Annotated in this window: 21 protein-coding genes and 1 pseudogene; 10 read left to right on the top strand and 12 right to left on the bottom strand. The window is 59.1% G+C overall.

Annotated elements, in window-relative coordinates; all coding sequences use genetic code 11:
* The first annotated feature begins 137 nt into the window (after nt 1-137).
* The 5 genes from epd to fba all read left to right on the top strand — a co-directional run bounded on the left by epd (nt 138) and on the right by fba (nt 4363).
* On the top strand, nt 138-1193 hold the full coding sequence (gene epd, locus HRH33_RS25125) for an erythrose-4-phosphate dehydrogenase (protein ID WP_040267040.1): 1056 nt from the start codon (nt 138-140) through the stop codon (nt 1191-1193).
* A gap of 17 nt (nt 1194-1210) precedes the next feature.
* Complete coding sequence (locus HRH33_RS25120) at nt 1211-2374, top strand: phosphoglycerate kinase (protein WP_034101219.1); 1164 nt, start codon at nt 1211-1213, stop codon at nt 2372-2374.
* A 29-nt stretch (nt 2375-2403) separates the two neighbouring features.
* Nucleotides 2404-2631, top strand: a complete 228-nt coding sequence (locus HRH33_RS25115; RefSeq protein WP_034101218.1) for a lipoprotein — start codon at nt 2404-2406, stop codon at nt 2629-2631.
* A 61-nt stretch (nt 2632-2692) separates the two neighbouring features.
* Entirely contained in the window at nt 2693-3025 is a 333-nt protein-coding gene (locus HRH33_RS25110) for an MliC family protein (RefSeq protein WP_167417820.1), read from the top strand.
* Nucleotides 3026-3298: 273 nt separating this feature from the next.
* Nucleotides 3299-4363 (top strand): class II fructose-bisphosphate aldolase, encoded by a 1065-nt coding sequence (gene fba, locus HRH33_RS25105; protein ID WP_003177554.1) that lies wholly within the window; start codon nt 3299-3301, stop codon nt 4361-4363.
* A gap of 112 nt (nt 4364-4475) precedes the next feature.
* Here fba and HRH33_RS25100 read toward each other — a convergent pair whose 3' ends face one another.
* Together HRH33_RS25100 and HRH33_RS25095 are read right to left on the bottom strand one after the other, a co-directional pair.
* On the bottom strand, nt 4476-5693 hold the full coding sequence (locus HRH33_RS25100; protein ID WP_243269821.1) for an MFS transporter: 1218 nt from the start codon (nt 5691-5693) through the stop codon (nt 4476-4478).
* Nucleotides 5677-6075 (bottom strand): annotated as a pseudogene (locus HRH33_RS25095) (carbamoyltransferase C-terminal domain-containing protein); the annotation flags it as partial. The pseudogene HRH33_RS25095 and the gene HRH33_RS25100, both read right to left, overlap by 17 nt.
* Nucleotides 6076-6661: 586 nt before the next feature.
* Between HRH33_RS25095 and HRH33_RS25090 the strand changes: the two are divergent.
* Complete coding sequence (locus tag HRH33_RS25090) at nt 6662-7108, top strand: DUF3757 domain-containing protein (protein WP_167417819.1); 447 nt, start codon at nt 6662-6664, stop codon at nt 7106-7108.
* Nucleotides 7109-7168: 60 nt separating this feature from the next.
* Here the strand turns inward: HRH33_RS25090 and HRH33_RS25085 are convergent, their stop codons facing one another.
* The gene (locus tag HRH33_RS25085; protein ID WP_034101214.1) at nt 7169-7834 is read right to left on the bottom strand and encodes a polysaccharide lyase family 7 protein; all 666 of its coding nucleotides are present in this window, start codon (nt 7832-7834) and stop codon (nt 7169-7171) included.
* Nucleotides 7835-8143: 309 nt separating this feature from the next.
* Between HRH33_RS25085 and HRH33_RS25080 the strand changes: the two genes are divergently transcribed.
* From HRH33_RS25080 to HRH33_RS25070, 3 genes are read left to right on the top strand one after another with little or no spacing between them, the layout of a single operon-like run.
* Nucleotides 8144-10249 (top strand): putative bifunctional diguanylate cyclase/phosphodiesterase, encoded by a 2106-nt coding sequence (locus HRH33_RS25080; protein ID WP_167417818.1) that lies wholly within the window; start codon nt 8144-8146, stop codon nt 10247-10249.
* A gap of 41 nt (nt 10250-10290) precedes the next feature.
* A complete protein-coding gene (locus HRH33_RS25075; protein WP_094064272.1) occupies nt 10291-10791 on the top strand; it encodes a M48 metallopeptidase family protein in 501 nt (166 codons plus the stop codon).
* Nucleotides 10792-10810: 19 nt separating this feature from the next.
* Nucleotides 10811-11107 carry a winged helix-turn-helix domain-containing protein gene (locus HRH33_RS25070; RefSeq protein ID WP_034139632.1) on the top strand — a complete coding sequence of 99 codons (297 nt, stop codon included), beginning with the start codon at nt 10811-10813 and terminating at the stop codon, nt 11105-11107.
* A 76-nt stretch (nt 11108-11183) separates the two neighbouring features.
* Here HRH33_RS25070 and HRH33_RS25065 read toward each other — a convergent pair whose 3' ends face one another.
* Complete coding sequence (locus HRH33_RS25065; protein WP_034101761.1) at nt 11184-11636, bottom strand: GNAT family N-acetyltransferase; 453 nt, start codon at nt 11634-11636, stop codon at nt 11184-11186.
* 190 nt (nt 11637-11826) lie between these two features.
* Here HRH33_RS25065 and HRH33_RS25060 point away from each other — a divergent pair, with 190 nt between their 5' ends.
* Complete coding sequence (locus HRH33_RS25060; RefSeq protein ID WP_034139630.1) at nt 11827-12564, top strand: substrate-binding periplasmic protein; 738 nt, start codon at nt 11827-11829, stop codon at nt 12562-12564.
* Between the two features lie 74 nt (nt 12565-12638).
* On the opposite strand, the gene yccS is transcribed toward HRH33_RS25060, so the two are convergent.
* The 8 genes from yccS to betA form a co-directional block, all read right to left on the bottom strand.
* Nucleotides 12639-14822 carry a YccS family putative transporter gene (yccS, locus tag HRH33_RS25055; RefSeq protein WP_167417816.1) on the bottom strand — a complete coding sequence of 728 codons (2184 nt, stop codon included), beginning with the start codon at nt 14820-14822 and terminating at the stop codon, nt 12639-12641.
* Between the two features lie 129 nt (nt 14823-14951).
* Entirely contained in the window at nt 14952-16130 is a 1179-nt protein-coding gene (locus HRH33_RS25050) for a BaiN/RdsA family NAD(P)/FAD-dependent oxidoreductase (protein WP_034101207.1), read from the bottom strand.
* Nucleotides 16131-16230: 100 nt separating this feature from the next.
* On the bottom strand, nt 16231-17568 hold the full coding sequence (gene dbpA, locus HRH33_RS25045) for an ATP-dependent RNA helicase DbpA (protein ID WP_231980942.1): 1338 nt from the start codon (nt 17566-17568) through the stop codon (nt 16231-16233).
* Nucleotides 17569-17815: 247 nt separating this feature from the next.
* The gene (gene mdtD, locus HRH33_RS25040; protein WP_034139628.1) at nt 17816-19243 is read right to left on the bottom strand and encodes a multidrug transporter subunit MdtD; all 1428 of its coding nucleotides are present in this window, start codon (nt 19241-19243) and stop codon (nt 17816-17818) included.
* 36 nt (nt 19244-19279) lie between these two features.
* Entirely contained in the window at nt 19280-20170 is an 891-nt protein-coding gene (locus HRH33_RS25035) for an alpha/beta fold hydrolase (protein WP_034101204.1), read from the bottom strand.
* 294 nt (nt 20171-20464) lie between these two features.
* A complete protein-coding gene (locus HRH33_RS25030) occupies nt 20465-21781 on the bottom strand; it encodes a TldD/PmbA family protein (RefSeq protein WP_167417815.1) in 1317 nt (438 codons plus the stop codon).
* Nucleotides 21781-23223, bottom strand: a complete 1443-nt coding sequence (locus HRH33_RS25025; protein WP_167417814.1) for a TldD/PmbA family protein — start codon at nt 23221-23223, stop codon at nt 21781-21783. The genes HRH33_RS25030 and HRH33_RS25025 overlap by 1 nt, the downstream gene beginning before the upstream one ends.
* Before the next feature lie 165 nt (nt 23224-23388).
* Nucleotides 23389-25092 carry a choline dehydrogenase gene (betA, locus tag HRH33_RS25020; RefSeq protein WP_167417813.1) on the bottom strand — a complete coding sequence of 568 codons (1704 nt, stop codon included), beginning with the start codon at nt 25090-25092 and terminating at the stop codon, nt 23389-23391.
* Nucleotides 25093-25126: the final 34 nt, after the last annotated feature.

Here is a 25126-nt window from a genome sequence, read left to right as displayed (position 1 = left end):
CAGTCTGCGTTGTCTGTACTGGCGCTATCGCGGGCAAGCCCGCTCCTACATTGGATCGCGATCTGAAGGTGGGAGCGGGCTTGCCCGCGATGGCGTCGGAACATTCAACACTGAGCGAACTATTGATCGAGAGCCCCATGCCCCAAACGCGTCCCTACAAAGTTGCACTCAACGGCTACGGCCGCATTGGTCGTTGCGTCTTGCGTGCTCTGTTCGAGCGAGGGGCGGCAGCCGGGTTCGAGATTGTTGCCATCAACGATTTGGCCGACATGGCCAGCATCGAATACCTGACACGCTTTGACTCCACCCATGGCCGATTCCCCGGCGAAGTGCGGGTCGACGGCGATTGTCTGCATATCAATGGCAACTGCGTGAAAGTCCTGCGCAGTGCCACCCCCGAGGGCATCGACTGGGCGGCGCTGGACGTCGACCTGGTGTTGGAATGTTCCGGTGCCTATAACACCCGCGCCGATGGCCAGCGGTTTCTCGACGCCGGCGCGCCGCGTGTGCTGTTTTCCCAGCCGATGGCCAGCGAGGCGGATGTCGACGCCACCATCGTCTATGGCATCAACCAGGATTGCCTGACTGGCGATGAGCGGTTGGTGTCCAATGCGTCCTGTACCACCAACTGCAGTGTGCCGTTGTTGCGCCTGCTGGATCAGGCGATCGGCCTGGATTATGTGTCGATCACCACGATCCACTCGGCCATGAACGACCAGCCGGTGATCGACGCTTACCACCACGAAGACCTGCGCCGCACGCGGTCGGCGTTCCAGTCAGTGATTCCGGTGTCTACCGGCCTGGCGCGCGGCATCGAACGCTTGCTGCCGGAACTTGCCGGGCGAATCCAGGCCAAAGCCGTACGTGTGCCGACGGTGAACGTGTCTTGCCTGGATATCACCATGCAAACCGTCAGCGACACCGATGCCGTGGAGGTGAACCGGATCCTGCGCGAGGCCGCCACCGGCGGTCCGCTCAAAGGTTTGCTGGCCTACACCGAGTTGCCCCACGCCAGTTGCGATTTCAACCATGACCCGCATTCGGCGATTGTCGATGCCAGCCAGACCCGCGTTTCCGGCCCGAGGCTGGTGAACATCCTGGCCTGGTTCGATAACGAATGGGGTTTTGCCAACCGAATGCTGGATGTTGCGGAACATTATCTGCACATCGCCTCTAAACAACCTCAACAGTAATTCAGGAACTGCGACCCATGACCGTGTTGAAGATGACCGACCTCGATCTGCAAGGTAAGCGCGTACTGATTCGCGAAGACCTCAACGTCCCAGTCAAGGACGGTGTTGTCACCAGCGATGCGCGAATCCTGGCCTCGCTGCCGACCATCAAGCTGGCCCTGGAAAAAGGCGCGGCCGTGATGGTCTGCTCCCATCTGGGTCGTCCGACCGAAGGTGAGTTCTCCGCTGAAAACAGCCTCAAGCCGGTAGCCGATTACCTGAGCAAGGCCCTGGGCCGTGAAGTGCCGCTGGTGGCTGACTACCTGGGCGGCGTTGACGTGAAGGCCGGCGATATCGTGCTGTTCGAAAACGTGCGCTTCAACAAAGGCGAGAAAAAGAACAGCGACGAACTGGCCCAGCAATATGCTGCGCTGTGCGATGTGTTCGTCATGGACGCCTTCGGCACCGCTCACCGCGCCGAAGGTTCGACCCACGGCGTGGCCAAGTTCGCCAAGGTTGCGGCTGCCGGCCCTCTGTTGGCCGCTGAGCTGGAAGCCCTGGGCAAGGCCCTGGGCGCGCCGGCACAGCCGATGGCCGCCATCGTGGCGGGCTCCAAGGTGTCCACCAAGTTGGACGTACTTAACAGCCTCAGCCAGATCTGCAATCAGTTGATCGTCGGCGGCGGCATCGCCAACACTTTCCTGGCCGCAGCTGGCCATCCGGTGGGCAAGTCCCTGTACGAGCCGGATCTGCTCGACACCGCCCGCGCCATCGCCGCCAAAGTCAGCGTGCCGTTGCCGGTGGATGTGGTCGTGGCCAAGGAATTCGCCGAAAGCGCCGAAGCTACCGTCAAGCTGATCGCTGACGTAGCCGCCGATGACATGATTCTGGATATCGGCCCGCAAACCGCGGCTAACTTCGCTGAGTTGTTGAAGGCCTCCAAGACCATTCTGTGGAACGGTCCGGTCGGCGTGTTCGAGTTCGACCAGTTCGGCAACGGCACTAAGGTGCTGGCCAAGGCCATCGCCGACAGCTCGGCATTCTCCATCGCCGGTGGCGGCGACACCCTGGCGGCCATCGATAAATATGGCGTGGCTGACCAAATCTCCTACATTTCTACCGGTGGTGGCGCATTCCTCGAATTCGTCGAAGGCAAAGTGCTGCCGGCCGTTGAAGTGCTGGAAACCCGAGCCAAGGGTTAAGGCTCGTGATCCGGAAAAGGAGCATTCCTATGATCAAGTCATTGGCACTGGTGTTCGCGGCGGGCCTGCTGGCCGGCTGCGGCAGCGCGCCCACTGCGGCGTCGACGCCCGAACAGCCTGCGGCGCAGCAGAAACAGAGCTGCTACCAGGCTGACTGGCAGGCTGAAACCATGCCGGTGATCAACAAGCGCATCGGCAATGAACGGCTGGAGAAATACGACTCCGCGCCCAACGGTCAGGAACAGGGTTGCCCTTGACGGGTCTGATCAACTAACCGACAGCAGTGGCGGCCTTTGGGTCGCCGTTCGAGGATTGGCAATGAAAGGCGTTTTCGCCGTGGCGGCACTGGCTCTGTTGGCCGGTTGCAGCAGCATCAACATGTTCAATAAGGCAGAGCCTGCCGATAAGTGGACCACCTGGACCTGCGACAGCAAGGCCGAGGTTAACTGGCGCTTTGCCAATGCGGCCCGCAGCGAGGTGGATGTGCGCCTCGGCGGTTCCGACCAGGTCTACCGCCTTAAACAGGAGGTTGCCGCCTCGGGCGTGCTGTACAGCAACGACCAACTGGCGTTTCACACCAAAGGTGAGGAAGGCCTGGTTTACTGGGTCGCCACCGACGATTTGATCGGGCGTGGCTGCAAGGCCCAATAAGATTTCAAATTTGGTGAGATCCAATGTGGGAGGGGGCTTGCCCCCGATAGCGGTTTTTCAGCACACCCATGTGCTGGCTGATCCACTGTCATCGGGGGCAAGCCCCCTCCCACATTAAATCCGGCTCCAAAGTGGCATAGGTTGTGGGTCGGACACAGCAGTAACGATTCAGCAGGCCAGGCCCATAACGCCTGGCCTGCAATAACTTGAATAGCAGCCGCCGCTACGGCAGGCTTGCACGATTAACGACCCTCGACCGGGAGAGACAACACAATGGCACTTATCAGCATGCGTCAAATGCTGGACCACGCAGCCGAGTTCGGCTACGGCGTCCCAGCCTTTAACGTCAACAACCTTGAGCAGATGCGCGCCATCATGGAAGCCGCTGACAAGACCGACTCCCCAGTGATCGTCCAGGCTTCGGCCGGTGCCCGCAAATACGCCGGCGCGCCGTTCCTGCGTCACCTGATCCTGGCCGCGATCGAAGAATTCCCGCACATTCCGGTGTGCATGCACCAAGACCATGGCACCAGCCCTGACGTGTGCCAACGCTCCATCCAACTGGGCTTCAGCTCGGTCATGATGGACGGCTCCCTCGGCGAAGACGGCAAGACCCCTACTGACTACGAATACAACGTCCGCGTTACCCAGCAAACCGTGGCCATGGCCCACGCTTGCGGTGTTTCGGTGGAAGGCGAGTTGGGCTGCCTGGGTTCCCTGGAAACCGGCATGGCTGGTGAAGAAGACGGCATCGGCGCCGAAGGCGTGCTGGATCACAGCCAAATGCTGACCGACCCGGAAGAAGCGGCTGACTTCGTGAAAAAGACCCAGGTCGACGCCCTGGCCATCGCCATCGGCACCAGCCACGGCGCCTACAAGTTCACCAAGCCGCCGACCGGCGACGTACTGGCCATCGACCGTATCAAGGAAATCCACAAGCGCATCCCTAACACCCACCTGGTGATGCACGGTTCTTCCTCGGTACCGCAGGAATGGCTGGCGATCATCAACCAGTACGGCGGCGACATCAAAGAAACCTACGGCGTACCGGTTGAAGAAATCGTCGAAGGCATCAAGTACGGCGTGCGCAAAGTCAACATCGACACCGACCTGCGCCTGGCCTCCACCGGCGCAATGCGTCGCCTGATGGCCACCAACCCGAGCGAATTCGACCCACGCAAATTCTTCGGCGCCACCGTCACCGCGATGCGTGATGTGTGTATCGCTCGTTACGAAGCATTTGGTACTGCGGGCAATGCGTCGAAGATCAAGCCGATCTCGTTGGAAGCCATGTACCAGCGTTACTTGAAAGGTGAGTTGAACGCTAAGGTGAACTAAGCCTCAGGCGTTTAAAAAGAAGCCCGCAGTGATGCGGGCTTTTTCTTGTTGAGATTTGGCTAGGTGGGTTCGCAAGACAGGAGATTCACGGAATGAACTTTTTGATTCTGCACTAGCTGACAGGTGTGTGCGCTTGTTTTTTTTGCAAGTATAAATAGACCATAACGGACGCCGACGCAGTTAGAAATGCCATGCCTGCTGCCACAATAAAAGGTGCTGGGCGACCACCCGCGATTATTAGCATTGTTCCTAAAGAGGGGCCCGTTATCACGCACAGTATTTGAATGCTTCTAAATGATAGGGATATTCTTCCAATATTGTCTGTAGGACATAATTGCTGAAGAATTATATTTGAAGATATTATGAGCGTCTCATAGCCGAAGCCATTCAAAAACCAAACTATTGGATAAAAATAGGCTCTTCCAGGTATTTGAAAAAATACTAAAATTGCGGTCAGGATTAATGCTGTAGAGAAAATAAGTAATGCGCCTGACCGAAGAAGAGTTTCATCGAAGTTTCTCAATTTAAATTTCATCATCAATGCGGCACATATCGCACCTCCTGCCGTCGCTGATACGATTATTGAAAAATTGACTGGAGGTAAACCTTCATACGCCAGAAAAGACGCCAAATGTGGGTCATAAATACCTAAAGCCAACGATGTAAGCAGGGAGTACAAAAAGCCTATGCGTAGTTGAAAAGGTAAGGCGTTGAATATAGATAGTCCTCTTATTATATCGAGATAAAGTGGTAAGGCTTTGATGGAGCTGGCCTTCATTTGCGTTCGGAGTGACAGGCAAATAGACCTCAGGAGTGGAAAGGTTAATAAAACTGCGGTAGCCGAGAAAAAGAATAAATCTTTAGGTGATAATACTGCCGCTAACACGCCTGCAAGTAAAGGTGCAAGAATTTTTGACGATTGATCAAATAAACTTACGTGGCTGAAAAAAGATTTGTGCTCATCAGCATGTATCAATTGCCGAACAAGAATGGTTATTGATGGAAGGTAAAATAAGGTTGACATGCCTTTGAATATGACGAAAAGCAAAAAGCTGTTAAGGTCTGGAGACACTGCTAGCCCTAAAGTAGACAGTATGCGGAGTGAAGCGCCGGATACTAGTGTTTTCCTTACATCATATCGATCTATCAGCGATCCTATAATCGGACCTAGAAACAACATAGGCGCACCCAGGCAAAAAGCCAGGAACGCTATCGAAGAAGGAGAGGCATGCCATAGATAAACGGGAACCGTGAAAATTAAAAAAATATCGAGCCACAGTGAGAAACTGGATAGCGCTTGCACGCAAATAAGCTTACTTGACGTTTTCATTATGACGGTCTGAATGCAGAAAAAGCGTATCTTCAAATACGAAGCCATCCAGTTCATTTTCACTGGCGAATCGATACAAGTCGCTTAGTCTATTTATAAAGCCGCATCCGTTGAAATTTAAAGAGGTGTTACAAAGTACGCCGACTCCTGATACGGCATGATAGGTGCTGAGTAATTGGTGCATACGAATATTCTGTAATTTATTGACTGATTGCGGACGCGCTGAGTTATCGACGTGTGTCACCGCCGGTATGCTAGCTGAGATAACTTTGCGAAATTCCAGCATGAAGGGTGAGGGGTCAGGGGGATAGAAGTATTCAGCCATACATTCTTCTAAACATATCGGAGCTATAGTGCGAAACCCTTCGCGTTTCTTGATTTTGTTTAATCTAACGAGATTTTCTCTGTCTTAATAGAAAAGTGAGGGGCTGGTATGCATCGTTTGACTGATTGTTGAACGTAGGTTCTATAATTACACGTTTCATATATAGTTCCCCAGTGTTATTGCATTCGCAGATTGGCGATGCACTCAAACCGTATGAAGGTTTATTTTGATTGTCAATGTGTTTTTTTCAGCTGTATTATTTTTAGCTAAGTTCTTGTTTGTTTTTTTGTATGAGCTTGTCGGGTTATTCTGATTGATATTTCCTACATTTCGCGCTACCGCTGATTTTTGAAAATATTAAGCAATACGCAGTTATGTAATATTTGGTTGCATATGTGCGAAAGATCTGATTGTCGTTGTGATTCACATAGTCTTCTTTGTGGCTTAATTTCGAGAGCTTGATCGGAGAAACCGAGCCCCTACCAGGCTCATTAATGGGGGCGGTGTGCTGACCTATCATTAGGTTATCTATGGGTTTGTGGTTATTTCGAATTCATCTATAAGACTGTCAAAGTTTACAGTGTCATCGATTGCGGTTTGTTCTCATTATTGGGCTATCAATCCAGTAAAGGAGTACGCGGTCATGACACTTTCAAAGTGCTTGAAAATGGGTGCAGCAATCGGTGCTTTTATGCTTATAGGGCAGGTATACGGAGTGGAGTTTAATTGCCCTGAGGTCTCGACCATCAAGGCTGTCAGTCGCCAGTTTGCGGATCAGAGCGGTGTTTGGAAGGGTGAGCAGAACATGGAAGACAGTTCTATTACAGCCGCATTTAAGTTCCAAGGTGCAGCCATCAAACAAGGTACAGATAGTGAGACCAGCCACGCTTATTACTATGTGGCTTGTAATTACGTCGGAGCAGGAAGTGACGACTACTTGAGAATGGCCCAGAGATTCGTTTCGTCTCCCGTGGCACAGGGCTCTAATTGGAATGAGAACAACGAATGTATCCAGAGCAGTGTTTCTAAATGCGCCTTTAACGTAATGAATTCAAAAGGACCTGCTCCGATTAAATTGCCTGTGCAATAAGCAGGTGAAAAGCCCCTCGCAAATGTGGGGGCCGAGCAAAGCCGGCTCCCACAGAATCCTTTACTCGTGATCAATATCTAGCTTGTCGAACGTCACCTTCGCTCCTTCCTTGCTATCCCCGCTGTTGTCCTGCACATAAGCGCCGGCCTTGAAGTACAGCGGCTTGGCGCCCCAGGCGGCGCCAATGCGTTCGTTCCATTCGCCATCGGCGGCGTAGACGCTCAGCAGTCCGGCCTTGTTGAGGTTGATCACGTAGGTGAAGCTCTTTTCCAGCGGTACGTTGGAGGCCACGGTGATCACGCGGCTCTCCTCTTCGTCCGGACGCATGCGCACTTTGGCGACGATGTTGCCGGTCTGGGTTTTTTCCTTGAATTGATACTCAAGTTTGATCAGCGGTTTCTGGCTCTCATACGCGTGGATTTGGCCAATCACGATTTTGCCAGTGGAAGGCACCTGGTTGACGGTGAGGGTGGCGCGTAGGAAGTTGTCGGCGTCGGGGTAGGTCCAGTTACGCAGGCGTCCATCGGCGTAGGTTTCGCGCAGTTCGCTGCGGGGGTAGATGGCGTTTTCGGTGCGGGTACCAGTGACGGGTGTCCAGAATTGCACATTGCTGCCTTCGGCCTGGAAATATTGGTCGTTGAAGCCGCTGAGCAGTTTCGGGGTTTCGATGGTCGCGGGGGGCGAGCCGACCGGAATGCTCAGGTTCCAAGTAGAGAGGTCGATCATGGCATTGGCCTTTTACGGGGGGTGAAAGCTCTGGCACGGGGCCTTAAACGTTCTTTATAGGCGGTGGCTGTCCAATTGTTAAACAATCGATGGCAGTTTATTGGCGTCAACGGAATGTCAAAATGCCATGTTTCCCATGAATCGGGGGCTGTAGCGGTTGACCGTTAGTCGGCTGCCCGAACTTTGGCGCAATGATGGCATCCACTTCCCTTCTGATTTTTCAGAACCAGAGCTAGAGTGAAGCCTCAGTGTTTATCCGGGTTTTATCTCAGAAGTGACCGGAGCGGCAATCTAAGGATGAGACGTAGCATGGAATGCGCTCCACACCACGGCGATGGCAGTTCGGTTCTTCTGGTGGTCGACGACTACCCCGAAAACCTGATCAGCATGCGCGCCCTTCTGCAACGCGAGGATTGGCACGTGGTGACCGCCGCGTCCGGCGTGGAAGCGCTGGAATTGCTGCTGCAGCATGACGTCGATTTGGTATTGCTGGACGTGATGATGCCGGGCATGGACGGTTTTGAAGTCGCCCGCCTGATGCGCGGCAGTCAACGTACGCGCATGACCCCGATCATTTTTCTGAGTGCCAATGCGCAATCGCCTGCTTCCGTCCTGGAAGGCTATGCCAGCGGCGCCATCGATTACCTGTTCAAGCCTTTCGACCCACATATTCTCAAACCCAAGGTCCAGGCGTTGTTGGAGCACCAGCGCAACCGCCGGGCTTTGCAGCGCTTGAGCCACGACCTGGAGTCGGCCCGCGCCTTCAATGCCTCGGTGCTCGACAACGCTGCCGAAGGCATTCTGGTGGTCAGCGAGGAGGGCGTGATTCAGTACGCCAACCCGGCGATCTCGCGCTTGCTTAACGCCACGCACAATGAGCTGCAGGGCCAGCCGTTTCTGAGTTTTCTGCAAAAGCCCCATGTGCCCAGTTGGCAGGATTCGCAGATGTATGCCGGTTACCAAACGGGCCAGACCTGGCGCCTGCATGATGCCCTGCTGCGCACCGGTCGCGGTCAGCAGGTGCCTGTGGCGTTATCCTGCGCGCCGCTGCCGTCCGAGCAGAAGGCGATGGTGGTGACGGTGCTGGACATGTCCGAGGTGCGCCACCTGCATCAGCAACTGGAGTTTCAAGCGGTCACCGACCCACTCACTGGTTTGCTCAATCGCCGTGGGTTCTATCAAGCCGTGGAAAACAGCCTGTTGCGTGGCGAGCGGGGGGAGCAGTCGCTGGTGCTGCTGTACCTGGACCTCGATGGATTCAAGAGGGTCAACGATTCCCTGGGCCATGATGCTGGGGACCGGGTGCTGCGCTGGGTCTCGGAACAATTGCAAGGTTGCCTGCGTTCCTACGACATCATCGGACGCATGGGCGGTGATGAATTTACCGCGTTGGTGGAGCTGGAGTTTCCGGAGCAGGCGGCAAAAATTTCGGAAAAACTGATCGAACGGGTGTCTGTCTGTCAGCAAGTCGACGGTTTGGATGTGATGCTCGGCGTGAGTATCGGCATCGCCACGTTTCCGGACTGCGGCGCGGATTTGAATGGTCTGCTGCGCGCGGCCGATATCGCTATGTACGAAGCCAAACGCGCAGGGCGTCAGCAATATCGCTATTTCGACCAGGAAATGAACGGGCGTGCCCGCTCACGCTTGATGCTCGAAGACAGCGTGCGCACGGCAATCGAAAATAAAGAGTTCACCCTGGTCTACCAGCCGCAAGTGTCGTTGGAGGATGGGCGCTTGCGCGGCGTGGAAGCCTTGTTGCGCTGGCAACACCCCAGTGTGGGCGACGTGCCGCCGGGGTTGTTCCTGCCATTGCTGGAGGAGGCGCGGCTGATCAGCCAATTGAGCGCGTGGATCTACCAGCAGGTCGCCGCCCAGCGTCATGCCTGGCACAGCACTTTCGATGAAGAGCTGGTGCTGAGCGTGAGCCTGAGCAGCAGCCAGTTCAATATGCCCAACCTGGCCAACCAGCTGCAGCAGATGCTGGAGTGCTACGGTTTGAACGGGCGTCAGTTGGAGGTGGAGATCGGCGAGGATTGCCTGATGAGCAACCGCGAGGAGGCCATCAAGCAACTCAAGTTGTTGCGTCGCATTGGTGTGCGTATCGCCTTGGATGACTTTGGTTCCGGGCAGTGTTCCCTGGCCCATCTGCGCGATCTGGAGTTCGACACCCTCAAGCTCGATCCGAAATTAGTGGCGCGCCTGCCGGGCTCGGCGCGCGATGCGGCCATGGCCCGCAGCATTATTGAGTTGTGTGCGCATTTTGAAGTGCTGGTGGTGGCCGAGGGCGTGGAAACCCAAGAGCAGGCCCACTGGCTCAGGGCGCACGGCTGTCCGTTCGTTCAAGGGCCATGGGCGGCATTGCCGTTGATGGCCGAGGAAATGGTCGACTGGTCCCGCACCCGCGTGAGTTGAATTGGTTACACTGACGCCCTTTGAATCCTGCCGCGCACGCCATGACTACGCTGAAATACCTCCAGGCCTACCCTGTCACTCTTCAGGAGCAAGTGCGCCAGATGATCGCCAAGGACCAATTGGGCGCCTATCTGGAACAGCGTTATCCCGAGCGCCATGGGGTGCAGAGCGACAAGGCCTTGTATGCCTACGCGCTGGCCTTGAAGCAGGAACACCTGCGCAACGCGCCGGCTATCGACAAAGTGCTGTTCGATAACCGCCTGGACCTGACGCATCGAGCCCTGGGCCTGCACACGACCATTTCCAGGGTGCAGGGCGGCAACCTCAAAGCCAAGAAAGAGATTCGCATCGCCGCCTTGTTCAAAGAGGCCGCGCCGGAATTTCTGCGCATGATCGTGGTGCATGAGCTGGCGCACTTCAAGGAATCGGACCACAACAAGGCGTTCTACAAACTCTGCCAATACATGATGCCGGATTACCATCAGGTGGAATTCGACCTGCGGGTATACCTCACGTATCGCGACCTGCTGGGCAAACCCTGACCGCACAAGGCCAATGACCATGGATGTGAGCAAGACCAAAAGCAGCTTCTACCGCCGCCTCTACGTGGCCTACCTGATCGACAGCGGCCAGGCCAGCAACGTACCGGCGCTGACGGAGATGACCGGCATGCCTCGGCGCACGGCCCAGGACACCATTGCCGCGCTCGCCGACTTGGATATCGTGTGTGAGTTCGAACAGGAAGACGGCGCCCGCAACCATGCCGGGTGTTATCGGATTCGCGATTGGGGCGCGATCGATCGGCGCTGGATCGAAGCCAATCTGGCCTCGATCAAGCGCGTGCTGGGTTATCCCTGAGGTCTTGTTTGATTCACTGGCATCATAGGGGGCAAGCCCCTTCCCGCAGTTGATCGCAGTGCTCTGGGTGGCTTTCTCAGGCGCGCCGCATGCCGATATGAGGAATGTCGTCCTCCAGGTATTCCTCTCCCGCCACCACGAAACCGTAGCGGCCGTAATAACCCTGCAAATGCGCTTGGGCTGACAGAAATATCGGCGTATCAGGCCAGATATCGTCAATCTGCTTGAGGGTTTCTTCCATCATCCGGTGCGCCAACCCGGTGCCCCGTGCCGCTGGGGCAATGATCACTCGGCCGACCACCACGTCACCCCCTTGGGTATCGGGGTCCAGCAGCCGTAGGTAGGCCACCAGCTCGTCATTCTGCCAGCCCATCAGGTGATGGGTGTCGCCGATCAAGTCCTGCCCGTCGACGTCCTGATAGATGCATTTCTGCTCCACTACGAAGACTTCGTTGCGTAACCGCAGGATGGCGTAGAGCTGATCCTTGCCCAGGTCATTGTGGTGTTTGCAGACCCAATCAACTGTCATGGTGTGTTCTCGAATAGATGTCTGTTCTTGATAGTAAGCGCGACGGGCAACTCTGTCTAAATGGTCTATTGTGGTGAATGAAATCAATTAGCCATCACTGAGTGCTCTGTTTCCCCGTTTCTTTGTGTAATCTGGGCTACTGTTAACACCTCAGGTATGGCCTGAGCTAGGCTCGCCAAGGATTTTGAGCATGCCGCGATTTTCTCGTGCCGTTGCTTTAATTGGAGTGTTGTTGCTGGCTCAGCCGGCGTTTGCGCAGCGTTTGCGCCTGGTTGCGGATGCCTGGCCACCGTTTACCGATGCGACCTTGATCAATGGCGGGCTGGCCACCGATATCGTCACCACGGCCCTGGCCCGTGCAGGTTATGCCAGTGAATTCGAACAGGTGCCCTGGGCCCGGGCATTGATGGGCGTGGGCGACGGGCGCTATGACGTGCTGATCAACGCCTGGTACGACGACGCCCGCACGCAACTGGGCGAATTCTCCAATGAATACCTGATCAACCGCGTGCGCTTCATCAAGCGTCGCGACGACCCTATCGACTACCAGACCCTGGAGCAACTACACGATTTCCCGATTGCCGTGGTGCGCGGCTATGCCTATTCGGCGGCGTTCGACGGGGACGCGCAACTGCAGAAAGTACCGGTGCATAACTTCGCCATGGCCGTACGCATGCTGGCGGCGCAGCGGGTGCGGCTGACGGTGGAGGATGAGTATGTGGCGCGCTATTACCTGTCCCGCGAATCGCCCCGGGTGCGCAACGCCATAGAGTTTTTGCCCAAGCCGCTGAGTGAAAACAGCCTGCACATTCTGGTCAGCCTCAAGCACCCCGAGCATGCACAGATTGTGGCGGGCTTTGACCGGGAAATTGCCAAGATGAAAGCCGATGGCAGTTACGAGCGGTTGATGAAGGCCCATGGTATGTAGTGCCTGTGCGGGCCTTATCGGGCGGACCGTGTGAATCAGATCAATGTGGAAGGGGGCTTGCCCTCGATAGCGACCTAAGCCGCGTCGGTGTCCTTGATCAAATGTGCCGCCAGTGTGCGCAACGGCCCCAGCTGTCGGCAGATCAGCGCCAGTTGCGTTTGCACCAAGCGCTGCCCTTCGTCGATCTCATCCGGCATCTGCTCCAGCTCGGCGGCCAGGGCTTCTTCGGCGTCGCTCTGGATCGCAATCGGTTGTTTGTTGGCCAGCCCCGTGGCGATTTCGTCAATGCTGGCCGCCAGGCTGTGGCCGGCGCCGTTGATCAGGTGTTCGCGCACGTCGGCCGGCAGTGCGGTGTCGCGGTGTGCGCCCAGCCCCGACAAATAGCTGAGCAAAGTGTGTGACAGCACCAGGAAGCGAAAGCCCACGTCGGCTTCTTTGCGAAAGTGCCCCGGCTCCATCAGCATGTTGGCCAAGGTGGTGGACAGCGCCGCATCGGCGTTGTGCGCATTGCGCCTGGCCAGGCGATAGGCCAGGTCGTCGCTCTTGCCGGCGGCGTACTGCTGCATGATTTGCCGCAGGTAGATGCTGTTGCAGGTCAGGGTGTTGGCCAGCACTTTGTTCAGGCGCCGGCCCTGCCAGTCCGGCAGAAACAGGAACACCGCCAGCCCCGCGATCAGGCTGCCGAGCAACGTATCGAACAGCCGTGGCAGGAACAGCCCGTAGCCATCGCCCACTTGGTTGAAGCAGAACAGCACCATCAGCGTAATCGCCGCCGTGGCCAGGGTGTAGCGGGTGGTGCGATTGATAAAGAACACCAGGCCGGCAGCGATGGCGAACATCGATTGCACCAGCGGGCTGGGGAACAGATCGAACAGCGCCCAGGCCACGGTCAGGCCGATGGCGGTGCCGACGATCCGTTGGCCCAGTTTGCGCCGGGTGGCGCCGTAGTTGGGTTGGCACACGAACAGCGTCGTGAGGATGATCCAGTAACCCTGGGATGCGTGAATCGCATGCAAGGTGCCGTAGCCGATGGTCAGCGCCAACGACAGGCGCAACGCATGGCGGAACAGCAATGACGTCGGCGTCAGCTGCGTGCGCAGCCGTGTCCACATTTCCTTGAGGTTACGCGGCGCGCGATCGAGCAGATTGCTGTCGGTGGCGTCGGCCAGGGCGTCGGGGTTGCTGGCGTCGCCGAGCAGGCGGTCGAGGGTCGACAGGTTGGCCGCCAGGGCGCGCAACGAGCGCAGCAGGCCGCGCCAGGCCGGGTTGCTCTGGATGCGCAGGTGTTCCAGGGAGGCGTTCAGGTCACCGAGGGCTTCGGCAAAACTGTCGTCGTAGACGAACGGCTGGCGCAATTGGATCGACTCAGCGAGGGCCTGGCAGGCCTTGCCTTGCTGGCGCAACAGGCGCTGGCAGCGGAACAGCACGTCGCTGTGGAAAAACGCCTCCGCCAGGGCGTTGTAGGGATAGTGCGAAGAACTGGCGCGTTCGTGGATGTCCTGGGCCAGAAAGTACAGCTTCAGGTAGCGGCTGACCTTCGAACCCGGGCGACCATTGCCCACGCGGTGCAGGATGATTTCTTTGGCCGCATTCAGCGCAGCGACTACGCGACCATTCTGCTGGGCCAGCTCCAGACGACGGGCTTCTACATCCAGTTGGCGGATCGGTTCGAACAGCGACGATTTGAGCTTGAGGTAACGCCCCAACTCGCGAAACAAACGCGCCAGGCTCTGTTGCACCGGCTGGTTGGAAAACAGCACCTGCCACAACACTGACAACGCGCCATACCAGGCAGCGCCGGCCACCAGCAGCAGTGGTTCGTGCCAGAAGTCCGACACCGCCCCTCCGCGCTGATCCACACCGATCATGGTGTAGACCGACAGAATCAGCGTCGCCGAGGCAATCGCACCGTAGCGCTCGCCAAGGGCACCGAGCATGGTCAGGCAGAAACTCGCCAGCGCCAGGGCAATCGCGAACAGCCAGGGGTAGGGGAACAACAGTTCCACCGACAGCGCGGCAATGCTGAAACACACCAGGGTTACTGCCAGGGCATTGAGGCGGCCTTGCCAGCTGTCATCGGTCTCGGCCAGAGCACTGGCGATAATCCCCAGGAACAGCGGGATGAGCAGGGTCATTTCATCCTGGTACCAGCACAGCGCCATGCTGCCGGTGAGGGCGATGAACACCCGAACGCTGTAGCTGAATTTATCCAGCGCCCATAGGCGCCGCATGGACTGCTTGAACGAGGTCGATGACATGAAGGCTGGAGTCTTCCGGAACGATGCCGCTAAATTGAGGCAGTAAGGACGCCACGGCAAGCGTGGTGATCACATCTCACCGCAAATTATTCCCCAGGCACACCGCAAATCGGAAGATGGGAGGCTTCGTCAGACGTATTGCGCGGCGGCGTAGCCCGATGCCCAGGCCCATTGGAAGTTAAACCCGCCCAAGTGGCCGGTCACGTCCAGCACTTCGCCAATAAAGTACAGCCCTGGGCTTTTCAGCGACTCCATGGTCTTGGACGAGACTTCCCGCGTGTCCACACCGCCCAGCGTCACTTCGGCGGTGCGATAGCCCTCGGTGCCGGCGGGCACGAACTGCCAGCTCGACAACTTCTGCGCGATGTCTGCGACTTCGGCATGGGTGTATTGCTTCATCGGCTTGGACGCGAACCAAGTGTCTGCCAGCAGGTTGGCCATCTTTTTGGTGAAGATCTCACCGAGCAGGGTCTTCAACTCGCTGTTCGGCCGCTCGACCTGTTGCTGTTGCAGCCAGGTGTGGGCGTCGTGCTCGGGCAGCAGGTTGATTTCGACCGTATCGCCCGGTTCCCAGTATGAGGAAATCTGCAGGATCGCCGGCCCGCTCAGGCCGCGATGGGTAAACAGCAGATTCTCGCGAAAACTCTGGCCGTTGCAGCTGGCCACGCAATCCACGGAGGTGCCGGACAACTCGGTGCACAGCGCCTTGAGCTGATCGGTGATGGTGAACGGCACCAATCCTGCGCGGGTCGGCAGCAGTTCATGGCCGAACTGCTTGGCCACCTGATAGCCAAAACCTGTGGCACCCAGGGTTGGGATCGACAGGCCGCCGGTGGCGATCACCAGGGATTCACAGCGCAGCTCACCGAGGGTGGTTTGCAGCTGATAGCCGCTGTCGAGCTTAGCGATTTCCTGGATGGAGGTGTCCAGGTGCAGGCTTACACCGGTCTGGATGCACTCATCGAGCAACATGCCGAGGATGTCGCTGGATTTGTTATCACAGAACAGTTGGCCGAGTTTCTTCTCGTGGTACGGCACGCCGTGCTTGGCCACCAGCCCGATGAAGTCCCATTGGGTGTAACGGGCCAGGGCCGACTTGCAGAAGTGCGCGTTGTGGGACAGGAAGTTAGCCGGCTCGGTGTACATATTGGTGAAGTTGCAGCGGCCACCGCCGGACATCAGGATCTTCTTGCCGGCCTTGTTCGCATGGTCGATCAACATCACTTTGCGCCCACGACCAGCGGCGGTCAGTGCGCACATCAAGCCTGCGGCGCCGGCGCCAATGATCACAACTTCGGTCGAGCGCACAGCAATGTCCTCATAAAAATACGGGTCTGAATGCAATCAAAACGGTGGGAGGGGGCAAACCCCCTACCACATTGGATATTCATATAGGTCGCAGATCGGGTTACAGGATCCGCACGCGCAACGAGCGGCCCTTGATCTTGCCGTCGTTCAAGCGTTGCAGTGCTTGCTTGGCGATGCCCCGTTCCACGGCCACGAACGCCTGGAAGTCGAAGATCGCGATCTTGCCAACCTGGGCACCGGGGATGCCGGCTTCGCCGGTCAATGCACCGAGGATGTCACCTGGGCGCACTTTGTCTTTACGGCCAGCGGCAATGCACAGAGTGCTCATCTGCGGCAGCAACGGACCACCGCTTTGTGGCTTGAGGTTGTCCAGTTGGTCCCAGTTCAGCGGCGACTTTTGCAACTGCTCGATGGCCTGGGCACGATGCGCCTCGGACGGCGCCACCAGGCTGATGGCGATGCCGGTCTCACCGGCGCGGCCGGTGCGGCCGACGCGGTGGATGTGGATTTCCGAGTCGCGGGCCAGTTCGACGTTGATCACCATGTCCAGCGAGTCAATGTCCAGGCCACGGGCGGCGACGTCGGTGGCCACCAGCACCGAGGTGCTGCGGTTGGCGAACATCGCCAGTACCTGATCGCGGTCGCGCTGTTCCAGGTCGCCGTGCAGGCCGACGGCGGAGATGCCCTTGGCCGTCAGGTGGTCGACGGTTTCCTGCACTTGCTGCTTGGTAAAGCAGAACGCCACGCACGAGGCCGGACGGAAATGCGCCAGCACCTTGGTCACCGCGTCCATGCGTTCTTCCGGGGAGATCTCATAGAAACGCTGCTCGATCTGCTCGTCGGAATGGAACGCTTCGGCCTTCACCTGCTGTGGCGCGCGCATGAACTTGGAGGCCAACTGCTTGATGCTCACCGGGTAGGTGGCCGAGAACAGCAGGGTCTGACGGCGTGGCGGGGTCTTGCTGATGATGTCTTCGATGGCGTCATAGAAACCCATGTCGAGCATGCGGTCGGCTTCATCGAGGATCAGCGTGTTCAAGCCGTCCAGCACCAGCGAACCCTTGCGCAGGTGTTGCTGGATACGGCCCGGGGTGCCGACGATCACGTGGGCGCCATGTTCCAGCGAAGCGATCTGCGGGCCGAGGGACACGCCGCCGCACAGGGTCAGCACCTTGATGTTGTCTTCGGCGCGGGCCAGGCGGCGGATTTCCTTGGCCACCTGGTCGGCCAGCTCGCGGGTCGGGCACATCACCAGGGCCTGGCAACCGAAGTAGCGCGGGTTGATCGGGTTCAGCAGGCCGATGCCGAAGGCGGCGGTCTTGCCGCTGCCGGTCTTGGCCTGGGCAATCAGGTCCAGCCCCTTGAGGATCACCGGCAAGCTTTGTGCCTGGATCTGCGTCATCTCGACGTAACCCAGCGAGTCGAGGTTAGCCAGCATGGCGGCGGACAGCGGCAAGGTATTAAAAGCGGTGGCGATGGTGGTCACGGGGCGGGCTCTGCAAAAACAAAATGTCGCGCAGTGTAGCAGCCCCCCGTAGGTTTTTTCGCATGGTTCAGACGAGGGGGGGGGGGCAGCGGCAAGTTATGAGCGGCAAGCGGCAAGCTTGAAGCTTAAGGCTTGAAGCTTGAAGCTTGAAGCTTGAAGCTTGAAGCTTGAAGCTTAACGCTTAACGCTCGCAACTACTTCAATGCTCAATGTGCTGCTCCGGGCTGGCCGCCCGTTTGCCGTCTTTTGGCGACAGTTGCAGGAAAATCGCCGCCGCCAACATCGCCATGACGCCCACGGTGAGGAAGGTCAACTGGAACGCGCCGAGCACGGTATTGACCCCGTCATTGCCGGCTTCGGCGGTGAACCCGCCCAGCAATGCGCCGGCGCAGGCCACGCCGAGGCTCAGGGACAATTGCGCCACCACCGACAGCAGGCTGTTGCCGCTGCTGGCCTGGGCGTCGTCGAGGTCGATCAAAGTCACGGTGTTCATCGCGGTAAATTGCAGGGAGTTGATCGCCCCCAGCACCGCCAGCATGCCCAGCAGCAGCGGGTAGGGCGTCTGCTCGCTGACCAGGCCCATGCTCGCCAGCATGATGCCCAGCGCCAGGGTGTTGCCGGTCAGCACCACGCGGTAGCCCAGGCGTTCGATCAGCGGCCGCGCCACGGACTTGGCGAACATCGCCGCCGCCGCCAACGGCAGCATGCTCATGCCCGCCTCCGACGGTGAATACCCCAGCGCCACCTGCAACAGCAGCGGCACCAGAAACGGCAACGCGCCGCTGCCCAGGCGGGCGAACAGGTTACCCAGAATGCCCACGGCAAAGGTGCGGGTCTTGAACAGCACCGGCGAAAACAGCGGGTTATCGATATGCCCGGCGCGCAGCCAGTACGCCGCCAGGCACGCCAGCCCGCCGAACAGCAGCAACATCACCCGCAGGTGCGGCAGGTGCAGTTCGCCCAGGCCCTCCATAGCGATGGTGATCAGCACCATCGCCGCGCCGAACAGTACAAAGCCCATTCCGTCAAAGCGCGTGCGTTCACTGCCGCGCAGGTCCGGGATGAACTTCCACACGGCGTAGCACCCGATCATGCCCACCGGCAGGTTGATCAGAAAGATCCAGTGCCAGGTCAGGTATTGCACCATCCAGCCGCCCATGGTCGGGCCAAGCAGCGGGCCGAGCAGGCCAGGGATGGTGATGAAGCCCATGATCCGCACCAGCTCGGAGCGCGGGTAGGCGCGCAATACCACCAGGCGTCCCACCGGCAGCATCAGCGCGCCGCCCAGACCCTGCACGACCCGAGCCCCCACCAGCATGGTCAGGCTGCTGGACAGCGCGCACAGCAGCGAGCCGATGCTGAACAGCATGATTGCGCCAAAGAAGATCTTCTTGGTACCGAAACGGTCGGCGATCCAGCCCGATGCCGGGATCAGCAAGGCGACCGTGAGCATGTAGGCGATCACCACCCCCTGCATGCGCAACGGGTTTTCCGCCAGGTCCCTGGCCATGGCCGGCAGGGCGGTGTTGAGAATCGTCCCATCGAGTGACTGCATAAAGAAGGCAATCGCCACCACCCAGGGGAGCCAGCGGGCGGTCTTGGCATCGAGAGGGGCGCGATCGGGCATGGGGGACCTTTTTGTTAGCCGGCTATGTGTTGGCGATTATGCGCCATCCATCGCGCCTTTTCCCACTGGCGGTTGGTCTAAGTCCGACAACACCGCGTGCTCGCCCACCAGGAAGTCCAACAGCGCGCGATGCACCGCCAGGGCGGCCTCGCGGGATTCCAGATCCAACAGGTGACCGGTGTGTTGCGCCACCGCAAAACTGCTGCGCCCCACGTATTGCTTGAACAATTGAGCGTCGGCGGCGGGGGTGTATTCGTCCAGCGCGCCGTTGAGAAAATGCACCGGCGTTTCGATTTGCCGCAGCGCCGGCAGGTAATTGCCGTCGCCCAATGCCAGCACCTGGTGGATATGAAAGCGCGCTTGCCGGTATTCGGTGGTGGCCATGTTCGACAGGTGCCGATGGTTATTGCGCTTGAGACGCGGCGACAGGTATTTGCCTACGGTTTCGTTGAGCAAATGGCCGACGGCGGATTTGTCATCGGCCTCGATCAGCACGCGCACGCGGTCCACGTAGTCGAGCATGGCTTGGTTGAGGTTGGGCGCCAGGGCCATCACCACCGAGCTTTTGATGGAGGGCGGGTTGTGCGCCAGGGTGAGCAGGGTGGAAATGCCGCCCCAGGAAGCCGACACCAAATGGTTGACCTCGAAACGCTCCACCAGCGCCCGCAGGATCTGCACCTCGTCGTCCTTGGTGACCAGGTCAAGGTCGCCGTTGTGTTCGCGTGAATAGCCGGAGAACGGCAGGTCGAACAGCAGCACATTGAAGTGTTCGGCCAGGCATTTGCTGGTACGCGCGAAAGACCGCGTGGTGGAGAGCGCCCCATTGACCAGCAGGACGGTGTTCTTGTGTGGATCGTTTCCCAGTCGCTCAACGTGGACGTTGTAGTGCTTGTACAGCCGTTCAATGACAAAACTTCCATGGTTCATGTCAACGCTCCAGCTTGTCCTTCCCCGGACAAGGTAATGCTTTGCGTGCGGGCACGCGGGTAGGGTGGCGGGATGCCACTAACCCTTATAACGAGGTTTTTTGCAGGCGACAACAGGCTGCCCGCGCGCACGATGTGCAAGAGAAATGACCGTAGGAATGGGTAAAGCCGAGCTGTCTGAAACCAGCACAAGACAATGTGCGAGGGGGCTTGCCCCCGACAGCGGTGTGTCAGTCAATGAGCACTTGGTTGAACACCGCTATCGGGAGCAAGCCCCTTCCCACAGGGAGAGTCTTTACAACGTCAGGGTCAGGCGTTTTATCAGCGCCCCCGGTAACAGATTGGAGGCTGTGTTGCGCTGACCGTAGGTACTGGGTGACAGCAGTAACTCCCGCTCGGCGGTCAGTGCTTCCAGCTGCGACCCGAGCAGGCTGTACACGCTGTCATCAAAACGCATGGTGCTGACCGGCGCCTTGATCTCGCCGTCCTCCACCCAGAACGTGGCGAAGCGCGTCATGCCGGTCAGGCGCGCGGCCGGCAGGTCGGAGTAGTTCAGGTACCACAGGTTGCTGATATACAGCCCGGTGCCCAACTGCTTGAGGATGTCGGCGTGGGCCAGGTCGCCTGCCGCCATTTGCAGGGCGCTGGGGGATTCGTCGCCACTGGCGCCGTTGGCGCTCAGGCCGTATTCGGCGGCGCTGCGCGAATTGACCAGTTGGCCGCTCGCCTGGCCGGCGTCGATCAGCGTTACATCGCTGCGCGGGTAGCCTTCGCTGGAGAACGCCTGGCTCAGGGAGCCGCTGATGCGTTCTTGCACCGTCACTCGTTCATTGAGGTGTTGCTCGCCGGCATACAGACGTTGCAGCGAGCTGCCTTTGCTGGCGATAGCCTGGGCGGAAAAACCGCCCCAGGTGATGATGCCGATGATTTCTTCAAGCGCTGCCGGTGCCAGGTAAGCGCGGTATTGACCCGGTGCCAGGGTGTGCAGCGGCCGGCCGAGGAAGTCGAGCTGGTCGCGGGCTTGCTGCAAGCGCCGGGCGAACTCGGCGCTGTCCCAGGTGTGCCCAGCGTAACTGGCTTTGACCGCTTCGCCATTGGCATGGAACAGGCTGAAATCGAAGTTGAAGCTATTGGCCTGGTGCCAGCCGAATGCGCCGTCGGAACTGGCAAAGCCACGGCTGATTGGGCCGGCGGCATAGAAGCCCACCAGGTCCAGCGCGTCTGCGGCCTGGCTGATTTCGGCCAACACCTGGGCCAGTTCCGGCAAGGGTTGGGCTTGTTCGTTGTGGCTGTGCCAGGCGTCGTGGTTGAGCAACAGGTAGGGATCCGGTGGCAGCAGCGGCAAGGTTTCGCGCAACTGCTGCAGGCCTTCGGCCAAACGCTGGCGATCCAGTTCCGAATCGCCGGCCAGGGTGATGCTCAGGTCGGCGTGACGCCCGTCACTGATCAACTTGAGGTTCACGCTGGCCTGCTGCACCTGCCCGGCCTGGCGCACTTTGGCGTGGTTGAAACGCACGAACTCCGACGCTTCGGCGGCATAGCCCAGATGAAACTGTTCCTTGTCGGTGATGGCTTGGGTGAGCCACTGCACCAATGCCTTGAAATCATTCATCAGGCATCTCCTCCGAAAACGTCGACGTTGCTGAACACGCAGGCCGGCGAGGCATGGCCGACACGGATCACCTGGTTGGGCTCGCCCTTGCCGCAGTTGGGTGTGCCCAGCACCTGGAAGGTACTGGCGTCGCCCACCGCGCTGAGGTTGCGCCAGAACTGCGCGGAAATCGCGCGGTAGTTGGGGTTCTTCACCACGCCTTTGAGTTCGCCGTTTTCGATCAACTGGCCCCATTCGCAGCCGAACTGGAACTTGTTGCGCGCGTCATCAATGGACCACGAGCGGTTGGTCGACATCAGGATGCCGCTCTCGATACCGCCGATCATTTGCGCCAGGCTCTGGTCGCCGGCCTCGATATTCAGGTTGGCCATGCGGTCGATCGGCGGGCGGTTCCAACTGCTGGCCCGGCTGTTGGCCACACCGCCCATGCCGGCGCGAAATTGCGACAACGCACCGCCCAACGGCTTGAGCAGCAAGCCTTCGCGGATCAGGAACTGCTTGCTGGCGGCGCTGCCATCGTCGTCATGGCTGTAGCTGGCGAGCTGTTCGGGGATGTTCGGGTCGAACGTTACGTTGAGCAGGCGGGAGCCGTATTGCAGGTGGCCGAAGTCGCTGGCCTTGACGAAACTGGTGCCGGCGTAATTGCGTTCATCGCCGAGGATGCGGTCCAGCTCCAGCGGATGGCCGATGGATTCGTGGATCTGCAGAATCATCTGGTCGGGCATCAGCAGCAGGTCGCGCGGACCCTGGGGCGTGTTGGGCGCCAGCAACAGTTGCAGGGCTTCGTCGGCCACCCGTGGTGCGGCGCCTACCAGGCCGAAGCGGCGGATCACGTCATAGCCGCCTTGCTGGCCGAAGTTGGTACCGCCCAGGGTGCGGGTCTGGCTGTCAGTGCTGTCGTAGGCGGTGACACTCACGCCGGGGAACACAAAACGTTGGGCCTGACGCAACTCGGCGCCGGCGCTATTGAGGTAGATCTGCTCGACCTGGGTCAGGCCAAGGCTGACGTCCCAACTGACCAGGCGCTCGTCTTTCGGCACGGCGGCAGACTCGTCGCCCAGCAATTGATAGCAGTCGCTCAAGGACGGGAAGGGCTGGTTGAGTTCGGGCGACAGATAGTCGGCCACGTCGCTGGACACCTGCTGAGCGCGCAGGTCGAGCAGCGCATGGGGCTTGATCCGCAGCGCCTGCTGTTCGGCGCGTTCGAGGGCGGCTTGCAGGCCGGCCAGGGAAATATCGTGGGTCGCGGCGTAAGCCTCCACACCGTTGAGACGCACGGTGAGCATGACGCCCTCGTCGTGGTTCATGTGCGGCGGTTCGGCGACATTCTTGCGCACCGACAGGTATTGGCCGGACTCGCGTACGTAACGCAGGGAGAAGAAGTCAGCGGTGGTGCGCAGGGCACCGAAATGTTTTTTGAGTGTGGCGTGGTGGTCGAACATAGGGCCTTCCTTGTGGGCGGCTCGGTGCGGGCAGGCAACAGAGTAGCTTATCAAGGAGGCGTTTTGCATTGGCGGGTCGGGCGCTATCGGGGGCAAGCCCCCTCCCACACACGGTCAAAATGTGGGAGGGGGCTTGCCCCCGATGAAGGCACCGCGGTGTATCAGTTACTGCGCAGTCGGCCCCACTTCACGCAACGGCTTGCCACGTACCGCCGCGTCGCCCGCCACGTAGTATTCGGCGGTGCTGCGTGGCAGCGGCTGGCGGCCACGGATCTTGTCGGCGATTTTCTCGGCGATCATGATCGTCGGTGCATTCAGGTTGCCGGTGGTGATGATCGGCATGATCGACGCATCGACTACGCGCAGACCCTGCATGCCATGCACGCGGCCTTCGCCGTCCACCACCGCCATCTCGTCGGTGCCCATCTTGCACGAGCAGGACGGGTGGAACGCGGTCTCGGCGTGTTCGCGGATGAACTTGTCGAGCTGCTCGTCGGTTTGCACGTCGATGCCTGGGCTGATTTCGCGGCCACGGAAAGGGTCCAGCGCCGGCTGTTGCATGATTTCCCGGGTCAGGCGGATGCCGTCGCGGAATTCCTGCCAGTCCTGCTCGGTGGCCATGTAGTTGAAGAGGATGCTCGGGTAGTCCCGTGGGTTCTTCGATTTCAGCTGCACACGGCCACGGCTCGGCGAACGCATGGAACCCATGTGCGCCTGGAAACCGTGCTCTTTCACACCGTTGCTGCCGTTGTAGTTAATCGCCACCGGCAGGAAGTGATACTGGATGTTCGGCCATTCGAACTCTTCACGGGTACGGATAAAACCGCCCGCTTCGAACTGGTTGCTGGCGCCGATGCCGGTGCCGTTGAACAGCCACTCGGCACCGATGGCCGGCTGGTTGTACCAGAGCAGCGACGGGTACAGCGACACTGGCTGAGTGCAGGCGTATTGCAGGTACAGCTCAAGGTGGTCCTGCAGGTTTTCACCGACGCCGGGCAGGTCGTGGACCACCGGGATATCCAGGCTTTCCAGCAATTTGGCCGGGCCAACACCGGAGCGTTGCAGCAGTTGCGGCGAAGCGATTGCGCCACTGCACACCAGCACTTCTTTGCGCGCGCGGGCTTCAACGCGTTCTTCGGCGGCGCCGATCAGGTAACGCACGCCCACGGCGCGCTTGCCTTCGAACAAGACTTTGTCGGTCAGCGCGTGGGTGACGATGGTCAGCGTGGAGCGCTTCTTGGCGGTGTCCAGGTAACCGCGCGCGGTGCTGGCGCGGCGGCCGTTCGGCGTGACGGTGCGGTCCATCGGGCCGAAACCTTCCTGCTGATAGCCATTGAGGTCTTCGGTGCGCGGGTAACCGGCCTGCACGCCGGCTTCGACCATGGCGTGGAACAGCGGGTTATTGCCGGCCTTGGGCGTGGTTACGCTGACCGGACCGTCGCCACCGTGGTAGTCGTTGGGGCCGATGTCGCGGGTTTCTGCCTTGCGGAAGTACGGCAGGCAATCGAGGTAAGTCCAGTTTTCCAGACCCGGCAGCTTCGCCCAGTTGTCGTAGTCCATGGCGTTGCCACGGATGTAGCACATGCCGTTGATCAGCGACGAACCACCCAGGCCCTTGCCGCGACCGCATTCCATGCGGCGGCCGTCCATGTGTGGCTCTGGATCGGTCTCGTAGGCCCAGTTGTAGCGACGGCCTTGCAGCGGGAACGCCAGGGCGGCTGGCATCTGGGTACGGAAATCCAGACGATAGTCGGGGCCGCCGGCTTCCAGCAGCAGGACGGTGACGCCTTCGTCTTCGGTCAGGCGGGTTGCTAAAGTGTTGCCCGCAGAACCTGCGCCAACAATGATGTAGTCGTATTCTTGAGTCATGGGGTCTCCTTTAGAGCGGCAAGCTCTAAGCTTC

Source organism: Pseudomonas rhodesiae (assembly GCF_013285305.1).
Classification (GTDB): Bacteria; Pseudomonadota; Gammaproteobacteria; order Pseudomonadales; family Pseudomonadaceae; genus Aquipseudomonas; species Aquipseudomonas rhodesiae.
Note: the sequence above shows the minus strand (reverse complement) of the source record. Positions and strands in the feature narration are given on the sequence as shown.